The 15,719-nt window shown below is 33.4% G+C and carries 15 protein-coding genes; 8 read left to right on the top strand and 7 right to left on the bottom strand.

The features are described 5' to 3' along the window. Window positions 1-34 precede the first annotated feature (34 nt). The 3 genes from ATO12_RS24530 to ATO12_RS01940 form a co-directional block, all read right to left on the bottom strand. Complete coding sequence (locus tag ATO12_RS24530) at window positions 35-3,268, bottom strand: M14 family zinc carboxypeptidase (RefSeq protein ID WP_081801938.1); 3,234 nt, start codon at window positions 3,266-3,268, stop codon at window positions 35-37. 222 nt (window positions 3,269-3,490) lie between these two features. Then, window positions 3,491-4,945, bottom strand: a complete 1,455-nt coding sequence (locus ATO12_RS01945; protein ID WP_051575532.1) for a DUF692 domain-containing protein — start codon at window positions 4,943-4,945, stop codon at window positions 3,491-3,493. Window positions 4,946-4,953: 8 nt separating this feature from the next. Beyond that, window positions 4,954-5,361 carry a hypothetical protein gene (locus ATO12_RS01940; RefSeq protein WP_034238154.1) on the bottom strand — a complete coding sequence of 136 codons (408 nt, stop codon included), beginning with the start codon at window positions 5,359-5,361 and terminating at the stop codon, window positions 4,954-4,956. 270 nt (window positions 5,362-5,631) lie between these two features. Here ATO12_RS01940 and ATO12_RS01935 point away from each other — a divergent pair, with 270 nt between their 5' ends. The 4 genes from ATO12_RS01935 to ATO12_RS01920 all read left to right on the top strand — a co-directional run bounded on the left by ATO12_RS01935 (window position 5,632) and on the right by ATO12_RS01920 (window position 10,119). After that, the gene (locus tag ATO12_RS01935; protein ID WP_034238151.1) at window positions 5,632-7,155 is read left to right on the top strand and encodes an aldehyde dehydrogenase family protein; all 1,524 of its coding nucleotides are present in this window, start codon (window positions 5,632-5,634) and stop codon (window positions 7,153-7,155) included. Window positions 7,156-7,167: 12 nt separating this feature from the next. Further along, window positions 7,168-7,542, top strand: a complete 375-nt coding sequence (locus ATO12_RS01930; RefSeq protein WP_034239159.1) for a DUF779 domain-containing protein — start codon at window positions 7,168-7,170, stop codon at window positions 7,540-7,542. A gap of 110 nt (window positions 7,543-7,652) precedes the next feature. Further along, entirely contained in the window at window positions 7,653-8,786 is a 1,134-nt protein-coding gene (locus ATO12_RS01925) for a helix-turn-helix domain-containing protein (protein WP_051575531.1), read from the top strand. A 97-nt stretch (window positions 8,787-8,883) separates the two neighbouring features. Further along, complete coding sequence (locus ATO12_RS01920; RefSeq protein ID WP_051575530.1) at window positions 8,884-10,119, top strand: serine hydrolase domain-containing protein; 1,236 nt, start codon at window positions 8,884-8,886, stop codon at window positions 10,117-10,119. A gap of 9 nt (window positions 10,120-10,128) precedes the next feature. On the opposite strand, the gene ATO12_RS01915 is transcribed toward ATO12_RS01920, so the two are convergent. From ATO12_RS01915 to ATO12_RS01905, 3 genes are all read right to left on the bottom strand, one after another. Beyond that, on the bottom strand, window positions 10,129-10,788 hold the full coding sequence (locus tag ATO12_RS01915; RefSeq protein WP_034238150.1) for a class I SAM-dependent methyltransferase: 660 nt from the start codon (window positions 10,786-10,788) through the stop codon (window positions 10,129-10,131). A 99-nt stretch (window positions 10,789-10,887) separates the two neighbouring features. Next, on the bottom strand, window positions 10,888-11,283 hold the full coding sequence (locus tag ATO12_RS01910) for a cupin domain-containing protein (RefSeq protein WP_034238148.1): 396 nt from the start codon (window positions 11,281-11,283) through the stop codon (window positions 10,888-10,890). 24 nt (window positions 11,284-11,307) lie between these two features. Then, complete coding sequence (locus ATO12_RS01905) at window positions 11,308-12,153, bottom strand: sterol desaturase family protein (protein WP_034238147.1); 846 nt, start codon at window positions 12,151-12,153, stop codon at window positions 11,308-11,310. A gap of 166 nt (window positions 12,154-12,319) precedes the next feature. Here ATO12_RS01905 and ATO12_RS01900 point away from each other — a divergent pair, with 166 nt between their 5' ends. Then, entirely contained in the window at window positions 12,320-12,745 is a 426-nt protein-coding gene (locus ATO12_RS01900) for an SRPBCC family protein (RefSeq protein ID WP_034238145.1), read from the top strand. Then, on the top strand, window positions 12,735-13,058 hold the full coding sequence (locus ATO12_RS01895; protein ID WP_034238144.1) for an ArsR/SmtB family transcription factor: 324 nt from the start codon (window positions 12,735-12,737) through the stop codon (window positions 13,056-13,058). Before ATO12_RS01900 ends, ATO12_RS01895 begins: the two co-directional genes overlap by 11 nt. A gap of 20 nt (window positions 13,059-13,078) precedes the next feature. On the opposite strand, the gene ATO12_RS01890 is transcribed toward ATO12_RS01895, so the two are convergent. Beyond that, a complete protein-coding gene (locus ATO12_RS01890; RefSeq protein WP_034238142.1) occupies window positions 13,079-13,489 on the bottom strand; it encodes a hypothetical protein in 411 nt (136 codons plus the stop codon). A gap of 330 nt (window positions 13,490-13,819) precedes the next feature. On the opposite strand from ATO12_RS01890, the gene ATO12_RS01885 reads away from it, so the two are divergent. Next, window positions 13,820-14,248: a hypothetical protein gene (locus ATO12_RS01885; RefSeq protein WP_034238141.1), complete on the top strand. Its 429-nt coding sequence runs from the start codon at window positions 13,820-13,822 to the stop codon at window positions 14,246-14,248. A 249-nt stretch (window positions 14,249-14,497) separates the two neighbouring features. Further along, the gene (locus ATO12_RS01880; protein ID WP_051575529.1) at window positions 14,498-15,667 is read left to right on the top strand and encodes a M12 family metallopeptidase; all 1,170 of its coding nucleotides are present in this window, start codon (window positions 14,498-14,500) and stop codon (window positions 15,665-15,667) included. The last annotated feature ends 52 nt before the right edge of the window (window positions 15,668-15,719 follow it).

The raw sequence follows: 15,719 nt of genomic DNA, 5'->3' as shown, positions 1-15,719 counted from the left end.
TAATTCTCCGGAAGCCTTTATTATGTATATAAAATTACTTAGTTATAATAAACTTTTTGGTAATCGTTTCATTACCCGTGTTAACTTCTATAAAGTACATTCCATTAGATAAACGTGCTACATTGATTTTATTAACAGATAATTGATCTTGCATTACTGTTTGCCCCATATAGTTAACGATTTTAAAGGACACATTTTTTTGATTTACATTTTTTATAAATAACACTCCGTCTTTTATCGGATTTGGATATAGTACTAAATCATTTATTAAAGAAGGTTTATCTCCTTTAGAAAGTAAAGCAGTGCTAATATTTACAGTATAATCTTCTACTTCTCCATAGGTAAAGGTATCACATGGCCCAGATGCTGTACTGTATTTCATAGACACACGCATTCTTGTATTACCCGCTACAGCTGTAGTAGGAACATCAAAGTTAAAAGATTGATTAGCACTACTATTGGATAAATTTGATACAATCTGCTCTGCTGCATCAAAAGTACCATCATGGTTATAATCAATCCAAACACTCCAATATTCTCTGTATGCCGTATTTACAAAACCGGCGCTCACTATAATTGTATTTGTTCCGATTCCGATATTTGCAACTAAATTAGTAAAATCTCCATAGCCCGCATTTGCCGCTGTTGCATTTGTAATACCACCTAACTCTACATAATCGATATATTCATAATTTACATTATTCCCTTTAGAAGTACAATATGTAATTGAAGTGTCTGATGTGGTAGCACTAACTGTGTTACTAGATGCAGAAGTATTCCCTGCTGCGTCTTTAGCTTTTACAGAAAAAGTATAGCTGGTATTAGGAGTTAACCCAGTAACGGTATAACTTGTACCTGTTGCGGTAGTAACCAAAGTAGTCCCTTGGTATACTTCATATCCAGATACTCCTATATTATCTGTCGAAGCATTCCAGGATAACCCAATAGTAGTCGAAGTAACCGACGATGTCGTGAGTCCTGTTGGCACAGAAGGAGCTTCTGTATCAGGAGCAGAAGATTTTATGCTAATATTATCTATTGCCATATCACTTCTAAAACTTGATCCAGTAGTACCTTTAAATTGCAGTTTTATGACCGATCCCGCATATGCGGTAAGATCAATTGTTGCTTGGTTCCAACTATTCCCCAGGTCTCCACTCTTTGTCCATAATGATGTATAATTAGCTCCATCATCTGTACTCACTAAGACTTCCATGCTTCCCATATTTGATCCATACATATGATATCCAAATTCTAAAGAAATCCCAGAAAGAGTTGCTAAATCAATACAGGGGCTATTAAGAAGTGCTGTCTTATTTGGACTTCCTGGTGGTGTAACATTTGTAGAAGCTTCGGTATATAGATAAAACGTACCATCCTGAGCCGACGAAGGTCCTGTAGAAGATGAAGAAGTTCCTCCAGAATCTCTTGTCCAATCAATATCATCTCCGGTAGCATTTGTCCAAAGCCCTAAACCGGTCTCAAAACTTTCTGTATAAGGAAAACTATTTATTCCTGTACAGGCTTGAGTAGCTGTAGTTGTAAAGTTTATTAAAGGGCTATAAGGAGAACTTGCTCCTCCTGCACAATTACTTCTTACCTGAGTTTCATATTGAGTTGAAGCGGTTAACCCGGTTATATTAATTGTATTAGTATTTGATGATAAAGTAGTCCAATTCGAGCTTCCTGTAGCACGATATCTTACATCATATGTAGCTCCAGAATTAGCATTCCAGTTTAATGTTGCTGTTGTAGGTTGTATATTTGAAGCCGCTAATCCTGTTGGTGCTACTCCACCTATTGGAGTTAACTGAACATTTTTAACCACTGTAGCATAGTCTGCTACTGTTACTCCGGTTAAAGTAAGTGATTCATAACATTCTGCTTCATATAAAATATCATAAGTCCCTGCTTTTATTGGTCTGTAATAATCTCCTTCTGGCAATTCTGTTGGTACCCAGGAATCATAACTCTCACGACCTACAATAGTTACTTTAGCTTGTATTGACTGGTTGGTCGATGCATCAGTTACTACACCACGAATACCATAATTTACTTGTTTCAAAAATGCCAGAAGAGCTTCTCTGTTATAGTTCCAATAATTTACCAATTGATTAGCAGGAGGGGTTTTATTGTTGGACAATTCAACCGTTACTTCTCTTCCTTTATGATTATATATCTGGTAATCCTGTCTACCTCCTTGTACCTCATACCAGGCATAGCCATTTGTGATACCATTATTTTGTCCGGTAAAATATCCAGCAGGACTATTAGCCTGACAGTGATCTCTGTATTCTTTAGATACATAAATGAAGTAATCCTCATCGGGATGTGCTCCTGCATAGGTATCCCATGGATAATTGATTAATTCTATTCCTCCATGAAAATTAGCAGACAATACAAAATGTTTGGTACCTGCAAAATTCATAAAAGCGACAGTTTCTGTCTGATAACTGTTACCATCTGGATGCGCTCCATCATCGGGATCGGGATAATTTCTGTTTAAATCTACATTATTTGCATTTCCTCGGGTAGCATTAGCTACAGATGTGTTATTAGCACTATTGCGATATGTACCATCAGGATTTGCCAATGGATTAATCCAAACTTCATTATTATCCAAAAGATTTTTGATCTCGGCATGTTTTGGATGACTTGTATTATTATAAGCACCTAGTAAATAATCAATAAGATTAAGCATCATAGGAAATCCTGCAATCTCATCACCATGCATAGATGATGTATACATTACTCGAGGTTCCTGCTCGTTTTGGTCTACATTATCTGATAATTTTACAAATAATATCGATTTATCCCCTTCTCCCGTAGCTCCAATATTTTCTACTTTACATAAAGATGGATTATTAGTAGCAAAATCATTCATCATTGTTACATAATCAGCATATGTGGGATATGCGATAAGAGGAAACGTAGCTGCTTTTATCGCTAGATCAGAGGTCATGGTTCTATACCCTACGATATTATCTTCTGAAGTGAGGGTAAAAGGAACATTTTTTTGTAAGAAAGAAGAAAACTGGCTTTTATTTGCCATTACTTTAACACTATTGGTATTTTCATCAAAATGAACAATAGCTAATTCTTTGGTAATAGTACTTAATTCTGTTTTGTTGTTGATTGTGAAGCTAAAAATTACTTCACCTTTTAGGTTCAGGTATTCATTGGCGAGCTCTTTATTACTTTTTTGCGCAAAAAGAGAAATGCTCATGGTGCAATACACCAACAGCATTAACATGATGTTTTTTTTCATTGGTTTAAGAGTAATTTAAATTGAGTTAATATTTAGGTTTTAGTGATATCGTGTAATAAATATCAAACCTAAAGGTACTAAATTCGTGAGAATTAAGTAGAAACGTTTTTTCTTTGTTTTTACAGAAAGTTCCTTTTAACTCTTTCTTATAGAAAACATTATAAAAAAAACAACCCAAAATAATTACCGTAAATATCTTGTGTAGATACTTTATTTTTAGCATTATATCACCATCCAGTTCGTAGTAGAAGTCTCTGGAGTAATTTCAACCTCATAATCTCCCAAATCTCCTATCTTTTCTGGTAGTTTTCCTTGAGAAAGCGCATTAAACATAGGTGTAGGATCTGCATCAAATGTAACGACTCTAAGAGTTTCATCCATCAAAGTATCAAGTACAGCAACTTCATAATTAAGTAATCGGTCTAACCAAGGAAGTTTATAATCTTTATGTAATAGATAAGCGGCAAAATTCTTAGCTTCTTTATGACTTAGTTGTTCTGGTGGATATTGTTTCCAAAAATCATTAAGAATTGCAGCAAATACTTCCATCCCTAACACCAACATCATATACCGTGTAGTAAGTTTAAATATTCGAGCTACCATAGAAGCTCTAAATTCTTTTATTAATTTTTGATATATTTTAATTCTTTCTTCATTCTTTAATACATTATGTTCATCTATTCGGCCAATAACATGATTACCCAATATATTTTCCCATTCGACAGGGTCAAATTCCTGGTTAAGGTTTTGAATATTATATACTGTTTTTGGTAATTTTTCTTCTTCAGGAATATGATACTGCTCTTTTCTATTTTCCCAAAGCTCTCTTACTTTTTCCATTTCAGAAATAATAAGGGTATCACCTACTACAGGAATATAAGAATCAAATATTTCATAAGTAACAGCTTTTAAATTAGTAAGATCTGGTAAAATTTCTTTTGTTATAGCTAGTAACCTTTTATCTATAGGTCCAGAATGAGAATCCATCCATAAATTATTTAATTCTGTCCCTCCTGCAATATGCATTTCTATCACATGTTCTAATGGTATTTCTTTTAAGAAATCTGTGATGCTTTGACGACCATTTAACTGGTTGGCAAAAATATTATGAATGTCTAATAATACTCCACATCCAGTTTCTTTACACAATTCTGCGACAAATCTTCCATCATTCATTTCATGACTATTGGGTTTTAGGTAATTTACTCCGGTTTCAATAGCAATTGGTTTTCCTATTTTATCTTGAAGATACTTTATATTTCGTATGACTAATTCTAACCCTTTTTCTGTTTGACAAGGTGGAAGAAAAAAACCAGTGTTAAATTCTGTAGTGGCATTAAAACTAAGATGTTCTGTTACCCACGGACTATCGAAAAGAGCCGTTGCATATCTAATTAATGCCAACTGGTCATTTTTGGGTAGTAAGCTTCCTCCTACAGGCGCCCCTATACTATGCACCAGTTTATGATATGGTAATTCGCTTATTTCTTCAAAAACTTCTGTCGGTACCTTCAAATTGTCATTTTCGTCTCTAATGCACAGTGTTTGGGGTTCTATTTCAAAAGTATCAATTAACCCCTTAGGGAAATTAATTTTGGCGACTGTAGGCGAGTAAATAATGCCTACCCCTAATTGTGGTAGGCATTCTAATTCTAGCGTTTTTTTAAGTACACCCATGATTTGTTTTAAAAATTAAAATCAAACTGGTTTTGAAAGAAGATATCATTTCCCGAACAACATGCCAGGCACCCTATTTCTTCAAAAATACTTTTTATAGCCTCATCAATCTTACCAATATCATATGATACTGCCGGAGATACCCCAACATTTAGAGTTTTTGTTGCTAATAGTTTACTAGGTTGTGGAGAAGAATCTCTAAAAGCCAGTGATCGTGAAACTACATTTTCTCTTGGGTCTAAAACATAATCTCTAATCGTTTGAAAATAGCAGTCTACACCAGAAAAACATTTTGGACATCCCAATTCATCTAACAGCTCATAAATACTATTCTGAAAGGCTTTTGCATCATATGCAACTTTTGCTGGAATCGATAATCTTACTGCCCCTCTTCCCACTCTTTGATTAATTTTCATCTTTTTTTGTGTTTTAATTATTAATTACATAAAAATACTCACACAATTATCTATAAAACAGAGTTTTACCACTATAAAACACAAGGTAAACACCCCATAAATATATGGGGCTTATACTCCTTAAAAATCTACGATAATATTAACAGTGTTCACTAAAGTAATATGGTCAAAATGCCGTATATTTAAGGATAGATCTCTTCTTGTCAACACATTACACATGTAGACAATACACACACATTTTATTACTTAAAAACCTTTAAATCTAAAATTATGAGTATCTCACAAGCATCTCCTAAACGTAAAATGGAAAGACCCAACTTTAAGGACCAATATGATAATTATATTGGAGGAAAATGGACCTCACCAGTAAAAGGCTTATATTTTGAAAACATCTCCCCGGTTGACGGAAATAGCTTTACCAAAGTGGCTCGTTCTACCAGTGAGGATATAGAACTTGCCATTGACGCTGCATGGGCCGCTGCACCAGAGTGGAATAATTCTTCTGCTACCTACCGCAGTAACTGTTTATTAAAAATTGCAACGGTATTAGAAGAAAATTTAGAAGCATTAGCCCGGGCAGAAACCTGGGATAATGGAAAAGCATTACGCGAAACTCTTGCTGCAGACCTTCCGCTGGCGATTGATCATTTTAGGTACTTTGCAGGAGTAATTCGTGCAGAAGAAGGCTCGGTTAGTGAACTCGATGCCAATACAGTATCTATAAATGTACCAGAACCTTTGGGGGTTGTTGGGCAAATTATCCCATGGAATTTCCCTTTATTAATGGCGACCTGGAAAATTGCTCCGGCACTGGCAGCAGGTAACTGTGTTGTTTTAAAACCAGCAGAACAAACTCCCGTAGGAATTATGATTTTAATAGAACTTATTGAAGGTATACTTCCTGCCGGTGTTCTTAATGTAGTGAATGGTTTTGGAGTTGAAGCAGGTAAACCCTTAGCATCAAGTCCACGCATTAATAAAATAGCTTTTACCGGAGAAACCACTACTGGACAACTTATCATGCAATATGCATCAAAAAATATCATTCCGGTCACTCTGGAACTTGGAGGGAAATCGCCAAATATCTTTTTTGAAAGTATTATGGAAGCCGATGATGAGTTTTTTGATAAATCTTTAGAAGGAGCAGTAATGTTTGCTCTTAATCAAGGCGAAGTATGTACCTGTCCCTCCAGAATTTTAATTCAGGAAAGTATATATGACCAATTTATAGAACGTGTTATTGAGCGTACAGAAGCTATTAAATTAGGGCACCCATTAGACCCCGAAACAATGATGGGAGCTCAAGCCTCTAATGATCAATATGAAAAAATACTAAACTACCTTGCTATCGGAAAAGAAGAAGGATGCGAAGTATTAACAGGAGGAGAATCTGCCTATATCGAAGGGCTCGAAAATGGCTACTATATACAACCTACACTTCTAAAAGGAAATAACAAAATGCGTGTATTTCAGGAAGAAATCTTTGGTCCCGTAGCGTGTGTTACTACGTTTAAAGATCAGGCAGAAGCTATTGAGATAGCAAACGATACACTTTATGGATTAGGTGCCGGAGTATGGACTCGCGATACTCACCAGGCATATCAGGTTTCGAGAGCTGTACAGGCAGGTCGTGTATGGGTAAATTGCTATCATACCTATCCAGCACATGCTCCTTTTGGAGGGTATAAAAAATCTGGTATCGGTAGAGAAACCCACAAAATGATGCTTAATCACTATCGCCAGACTAAAAACATGCTCATATCTTACGATAAAAAAGCAATGGGCTTCTTCTAAAAAATGAAAAAAATGATATCACGTATTAAGATTACCGATGCAGCAAAAGCTGTAATCGATACCCTTACTGCAAAACACGGGGAGTTGATGTTTCATCAAAGCGGAGGATGCTGCGATGGCTCCTCCCCGATGTGTTTTCAAAAAGGAGAATTAATGATTAATGAAACAGACATCTGGCTGGGCAATATCCATGGTTGTGACTTCTATATGTCTGAAGACCAATTCGAATATTGGAAACATACACAATTAACAATAGATACTGTAAAAGGTAGAGGATCTAGTTTTTCGCTCGAAATCCCTATGGGAATTCGTTTTGTAATCAAATCAAGAATATATACTGAACAAGAAATGAAAGAGCTAAGCGTTATCCACATTGGTGAAATATAGATGATCAAACAATTTGATATACTGTGATAGTAACATTAATTATTTATATTAGTCTATATTAAAAATCGGATCAATCTCTGATAATATAAGATTAATAAAAAAATGGATGAATGGCCCTAATTCTGGATTTTATCTTAGTTGTTGGTATTACGATTACCGTTTTAATTCTATTTTTATTAATAAAATCAAAAGAAAAACAATTACCAAAGTACATCCTTATCGTTCTATTTGTTTTTCTATTATTTGTTTCTATATTTTTTTATGCCAACTTACATGATATAGATATATTACAACTTATAAGTTTTATTCCTTTTGATACTACGCAATGGTTAATAGGTCCTTTATTGTATTTATATATTAAATCCTTGTTTCTTAAAGAGGAAAAATTAATAAAGAACACCATAGCACATTTTATCCCTTTCGGTATCTATCTTGTGTTTATTTCTATTCCCGAATTAGTATCAGATGTTATTGAAAAAACGGTATTTAATTATTTAGATTTTTATTTCGAACATTCGATCATAGAAGCTGAATTCTCTAATGCGTATACTCTTTTTTACATATTCTTATCTTTCAAATTACTTTCTCGTTATAGAAAAGCCATGAAATCTAATTATTCTAATCTTACAGAGAAAGATGTCGGATGGATTAAACATCTATTATTAGGCAGTGGGATAGTTATTAGTATTGATTTACTAATACTACTCTATGAACATATTTTTAATTATCCAGACACAGATCATGGCTACATCACGGTTATAGCAATGATACTTCTTATTTCATACTTAGGATATTATGGTATAAACCAATCAAAAGTATTGTTACCCGATTTTTTAATCCTTGATGATACCTCTGAAACTACCAAAAAAGAACGTATTCATCATTTATCAAATTCGACTGATGCTGAACTTTCTGAACTAAAACTAAAGTTAGAACAGGTACTAGAAAATGAAAAACCATACCTGGATGAAGAACTTACTCTTATAAAACTAGCTCAACGTATTCCCACCACAGATAAAAAACTATCTGCACTTTTAAATCAGTACATGAATGTCTCTTTCTATGATATTATTAATACTTATCGTGTACATGCGGTAAAAGAAAAAATAAATTCTGCCAAATACGAAAACTATACACTTTTAGGCATCGCTTATGAATGTGGTTTCAACTCTAAAACCAGTTTTTACAGGATATTCAAGAAAGAAACTGGGCTTTCTCCTTCAGAATATAAAAACAGCCTTTAATCACTATTTAATTTTTATAAAACTAGTTCCAATGTATCCATTGGAACGTATGGTACTCATTTTATTTTTTGATTTGTAGTCTAAAATATTCTAATACATGATAAAGATAATTCTAATAATAGCTCTGTTTGTGTTAAACCAGATATATGCACAAAACAATGATAATACAGAGCATAATAATTCTTTGACCTGTGAATTAAAAGTGTTACAAAAACAAGGATATATTAATGGTTTTTCTGTTGCTATTGTAGATAGAGATGCTGTTTTATATAAAAAAGGGTTTGGGTATGCAGATGTGTCAAAAAAAAAGGAATATACACCTTATACCATACAAAATATTGCTTCGGTTTCTAAAACACTGATCGGTATTGCTTTAATGAAAGCTCAGGAACAAGGAAAACTAAATCTTGATGATCCTGTAAATATGTATTTACCTTTTAGTGTGATCAATCCTCACTACCCTCAAACATCAATAAAAATAAGGCATTTGGCTACGCATACATCTACGATACTAGATACCAAGTACTATGACAAATCTTATATTCTGAAAAATAATAAAGGTGTAAATGAAGGTATACTCATGAAAAAATATCGAATTTTTAATGATCCCGAAGAAACTATTGCTCTACCGATTTTTTTAAGAAACTTACTTTCAAAAGATGGGGAATGGTACAGAAAGAAAAACTATCTCAAAAATGAACCCGGGTCCATTTTTAAATATAGTAATATAGGAGCAACTCTGGCTGCTTATATTATAGAACAAGCAACAGGGGTTCCTTATGACGAATATACCACCAAACATATTTTAAAACCGTTGGGTATGGATGCTTCAGGTTGGTCATTTGATACAATAGATATAGATAATCACTCTGTACTTTACTCCAGCACTAAAGATAGTTTACCAAAATATTCTCTTATTACTTATCCCGATGGAGGTTTATTAACAGATATAAACGATTTTAGCAAGTATCTTATCGAACTCATCAAAGGATATTATGGAGTAGGTACTTTATTGGATAAAAACAGTTATTCAGAATTATTTAAAGAACAACTTTCTTCTAACAACTTACCTGGTAGAAATACAAAAAATCCATATAACGAGGAGTATAATAGTGGCCTTTTTATGGGAATAACTCCCGTTGGTTATATTGGTCATACAGGTAGTGACCCTGGGACCGAGACCTATATGTTTTTTGATCCTAAAACCGGAACAGGTAAGATATTAGTGATCAATACAGCTATTGTTTCAAAAGAAGATTACAGGCATTATAAAGCTATAATGAGTGTTTTAGACAAATACGAACGTCTCTTAACACAGGAATCAAAGATATAAGTAGTAAAATTAATTGTTTTTGGTTCCTACCAAAATCCAAATCGTCTTATCAGATTCATTTTTCCATTTTCCAAAATCTTTAATTTCGTTAGAGATCGTAAATCCTGCTTTTTGCAATTCTTTCTTCACATATTTTAAAGATAATGTATGTGCTTCAGTTTGCTCTGCCCTTGATGTATTGAGCATATGTTTTTTAAATTTCTCAATAATTACAATCCTTCCTTCCTGTTTTAGTGCGTTTTTTATATGACCCAGAATTTTCATGTAATCATCCATTTCATGATATGTATCCATTACAACAACTACATCCAGTGTTTCATTTGGTAATTTAGGATCATCATAATCTCCAACTACAGTTTTTATATTTTGAAGCTTACGATCTTTAATATATGTATTTAACTTATCAATCCTATCTTCTCTTACATCTACCGCATAGACTTTTCCAGATTCTCCTACTTTTTGGGCCAAATGCATTGTAAAATATCCTTCGTGGCAACCAACATCTGCAACTGCATTACCTTCCTCTACTCTTGCAAGTTTAAGGATTCTGGGGACATTCATCCACGTATCCCTTTCTTCCCAATCTATTTTTTTATATTGGGCATAACTTATCTCTACTATCAATATCAAAATTGATAAAACTAAAAACTGTACTCGTTGTTGTGGCATACCAAATATTTTTACAACTGCTTTTAGTTTTGAAAATACTTTTTAATTGAATACAGTGGATCGATTTTATGAAAATTTTGTGCTTTCGAAGTGTCAATATTACTCTACAAATACTCGATCTTTTCCTTCAAATTCCGGAGTTTGTACAGAAATTACTTTCAACGGTATTTTGGATAAGACTTTTACCGCATGTACAGTTTGTTCTGGTATAGTAACCCAATCCCCTTTTTGCACTATAATTTCTTTATCATTTAATTGTACACTTGCTTTACCCTGTAACACGAATACCTGTTCTGTATGTTTTATATGTTTATGGGGTTTGACATTCTTTTTAATCCATATTACAAAAGTCGAAGTATGTGTATCGCTATATACTTTTTTAACTAATATATTATCATAATCCTGATCGGGTTCAAAATCCAGAATTGTATTTTTAGTTTGTGCGAAAAGCCCTGCTGAAATGATAAAACAACAAATAATGGGTATAACTTTCATGAATTTCTATTTTAGTGCATTAGATTACGATTTTTCGGATTCAAACTTTGCACCAGTTGGTGCGCGATATCCTGAAAAAGGAAGTTTTAATAATTTACCCACATTTGCATTTGAATCCACATCTGGATAGGTATCTACCCCATATATCAAGTCTTCATTTCGTATTTTGGCAAAAGTGCCAAAAATTCTATCCCAAATAGAAAAGATATTACCATAATTTGTATCTGTATACGGCAATACATAATGATGATGTACTTTATGCATATCTGGAGAAACTATTATCCAGCTTATCATATCATCTACTTTTTTTGGTAGAGATATATTGGCATGATTAAATTGAGATAATACTACAGATAAAGATTGGTATAACATAATTATACCTATAGGTGCTCCTACAATAAATACGGCCAGAGTGGTAAACAAAAATCGAATAACACTTTCTCCCGGATGGTGTCTATTAGCTGTTGTGGTATCTACATGATTATCGGTATGATGTATAAGATGAAACATCCATAACGGTTTTACGATATGTTGAACATAATGTGCCAACCAAGCCCCTATTAGATCAAGTAAGGCAATACCTAGGATTATTGTAACCCATAACGGTAATGCTAACCATTGCAACACTCCAAATTGATTAGCTACCGTCCAATCACTGGTTTTAAGTAATATAAAAGCCAATACAAAATTGATAATTATAGTTGTTAGTGTAAAAAATATGTTAGGCCATGCATGTTTAAACTTTTTATAATTAAATTTAAACAAAGGCATAGCATATTCTATAAGCCAGAAAAAAGTAATCCCTCCTACCAAAATTAAACTACGGTGAGATGATGGTATCGTTTCAAAATAATTAATTATACTTTCCATACACACAAAATATTCTATTTTTAATAATTAGACAATTGTTTTTCTATAAATATGAATGATATAATGATGGTTTGCCTTTATAAGCAACCAAAAAGTTGCGTATTAAATATATTTATTTATATTTGCAACCATATAGTTGCATATTAATTTAAAAAACTTAATACATATGAAAGATGTAATAATCAAAGAGAGAATACTTAATCACCCTATTGATAAAGTATGGAACGCCATAACCAATGCCAAAGAGATTTCGACCTGGTTTATAGAAGCAGACTTTAAAGCTGAAAAAGGGTATCAATATACTTTTAATGCTTCTGGAGGAGAATGTTCTCCGATAAAAGGTGAAGTAAAACGGGCAAATCCCTATACTTTAGTATATTCGTGGATTGTAACAGAAAACCCTTTAGAGACTACGGTAAAGTGGGTATTGGAAGAAGTTGAAGAAGGTACCAAATTGTATCTCGAACATTCAGGTATTTCTGGTTATAAAGGAGAAACTGCTGTTGAAATGTTTAATAGTTTTAATGGTGGATGGGATAATTGTATTTCGGGATTAACCGATTATTTAAAACAAATGATTCATGCAGGATAGAATCACCACAATATTAAAAGCGGTTGCAGACCCCACCAGGCGTGAAATTTTTCACGCTTTGGTGGTTGCAACTACTGCTCTACCAATAACTCAGATATCAAGTCAATTCGATATTAGCCGCCAGGGTATTACCAAACACTTAAAAACTCTAGAAGGAGCAGGTTTGATTAATATAGATACCAAAGGAAGAGAGCGTTTTTGCTATGCCAATCCTAATCCACTGAAAGAAGTAAATCAATGGTTAAAGTTTTACGAGCAATTCTGGGATGGCGCTCTGGATGATTTAAGTAATTATTTAGACAATATATCTTAATATTGTAATGTGTTAAATGTTTAGGTGTTAGAGTCGTTTTTTAGTTTTTCTATAACCCACTTAATTGCATCTTTAATATTTTCGAAAGACACAATACCTTCTTGATAAAACATATTTTCTATTCTTATACTTGTCTTCTGAGATTCGTTGTACGTAACTGCAGCAAAAGCTTTTATATTCGGAAACACATCCTTTATTTTCATATAATCTGTAGCTTCTAGTGAGTATGAATTTATTCTATGAGAGATATAACCAAAAGAGCGATCACCAAAATGTAAATTGGTTAACAGAGATAATGTTTTTGCTTTTTGGTAATCAAAACAAACACCTTCTGCCACTTCAATGATCAAATAATTTTCATAGAAAAAAACTTTACCTAACTCAAGATCATATTGTTTAATAAGTTTGTCATTCTTTATAGGGTCTGACATATTTAATATCCAGGTTTTAGAGTAAAAAATCAGAATATAAACATTTCTACTTTTTTTAACGAACGTTAGAAATTACTTAGTTTTTCGTTTTTCCCTAACTAAAACTTGTTAATTCTATATATTTCAACTTATAAAACCAAGCAACCTTACATTAAAAGTACTAATTATTATCGGTATTTTATGGTTACAAGAAGTATATCGCTTTATGCTAAAAAGAGATCTTTTTAGTATGTTGTACTTAGAAAAATAGTATCCGTAAAATTCTTAATTTGTATTTCATTGAGTTTCTAACTACATTGTTACAGCAAAACAACTTAATATCAACAGATTATGGAAACAAAAACAAAAACTCCCGTATGGTTTTGGATTGTTAGTGTCTTAGCACTTTTATGGAATATCATGGGAGTAATGGCATATATTGCTCAAGCTTTTATGACAGACGAAGTATTGGCCACCTTGCCAGAAGGGGAGCAAAATTTTTATAACAATACACCAGCTTGGGTAACTGCTGCTTTTGCTATAGCAGTATTTGCAGGAACTTTGGGCTGCCTTGCGTTACTCCTTAGAAAAAAATGGGCTTCTCCTCTCCTACTTCTTTCACTCATCGCGGTTATTGCACAAGCTACATATAATTTCTTTTTGCAGGATTTTGTGACTTTATCTGGCAGCCGAGTTATAATGCCAATCATGATTATAGTCGTTGCTATCTTTTTAGTTTGGTTTTCGAGAAATTCTATAGCTAAAGGATTGATTTCATAATAAAAACATTCTACTCTACTATATAACTGCCTGAATCACGATTGTTGATTCAGGCTTTTTTTATGAATTTATCTTATATGCAAAGTACAATTATACTAGCTCGATTTCATCAAATGTTGAAGCCCAATCATTAATTTTAAGAAAGTTTAACGGTTTTTTTAACTCGGTCTTAAAGACTAATCAGGTGTGTCACCAGTTTAAACAATGTGCACAGATTAAATTAAAATCATAAACTCAAAATTAAACTTAATGAAAACGAAAACCGTATTAAACCGATTTAAAATCGGAGCTTTGGCAGTTGCTCTATCTTTTGCATCCTGTCAAAAAAATGAAGATTTTGATCAAAATCCAGATACTATTGGAGAGCAAGATCAATTTATCGAAAAGTATTTCCTGGGAGACCGTGTCCTTATAAAAAAAGAAGATGATGGAACGTATAGTCTGCAAGGAACCGATGCCAGATTATTTGAAGATCAGTTAACCGATACACAAGTTCCTCTCTCTGATAAGATAGCACCAGATGCAGGAATAAATGCAAAGTTAGGACTTGGTGGAGGCGTTCGTAAATGGACAAACAATACTATAGTCTATGTAATTAATGGACTGAGCCAATCTGTGAGAAGTGAACTTCAAAAATCGATGGATGAGTGGACGAGCAAAACTAATGTTCGTTTTAAAGAACGTACTAATGAATCTAATTATGTTACCATTAGTAGTAATGGAGATAACTGTAATTGTGGCGTTGCGACTCTGGGAATGAATGGATCGAGAGGATTTATTCGTTTGGGTACTCGTACAACGGCTCTTGTAATTATTCATGAAATAGGACATACTCTGGGGTATATCCATGAGCAAAACCGCTCGGATAGAGATAATCATATTATTATCAATTTTGACAATATCCAGAATGGTGCTGCTAACCAGTTTTACAAAAGTAATTCTGCAACTTTGCTAACCAGAGATTTTGATATTAAATCTACAATGATGTATGGTAGTTATACATTTAGCAAAAACGGAAAACCTACCATAACAGATCTTAACGGGAATGTTTTGCCGAGAAGACAAGCTGCTCTTTCTACTCTTGATATCGAAGGAACAAACAAAGCATATCCATCTGATGGTAATCCTCCTGTAGGGACAAATCCATGTGACGGTATTGCAGAATGGGTAAGCGGACAAAGCTATTCTGTAGGAGATAAAGTAACGTATCGCGGGTTCTTATACGAAAGAGATTTTACAAGATGGAATCGAATTGCAGAATGTAAAGACACCACGCCAAGTGCAGATATTTGTGAAGGAGTTAACGAATATAGTAGAAATAACAGCTATACTGCCGGAGATAAAGTAACTTATAACGGGTTTTTATATATACTAGGAACCAATGGAAGATGGAGCAATGGTGGACGTTGTGGATCATAAACTTTTTTTGCCTTAAATTAAAAGAGAAAAGGGCTGTTGTTAGACAGCCCTT

It is taken from the genome of Aquimarina atlantica, from assembly GCF_000626715.1.
GTDB classification, from domain to species: Bacteria; Bacteroidota; Bacteroidia; order Flavobacteriales; family Flavobacteriaceae; genus Aquimarina; species Aquimarina atlantica.
The sequence above is the reverse complement of the archived record's forward strand: the minus strand, read 5'-3'. Positions and strand labels throughout refer to the sequence as shown.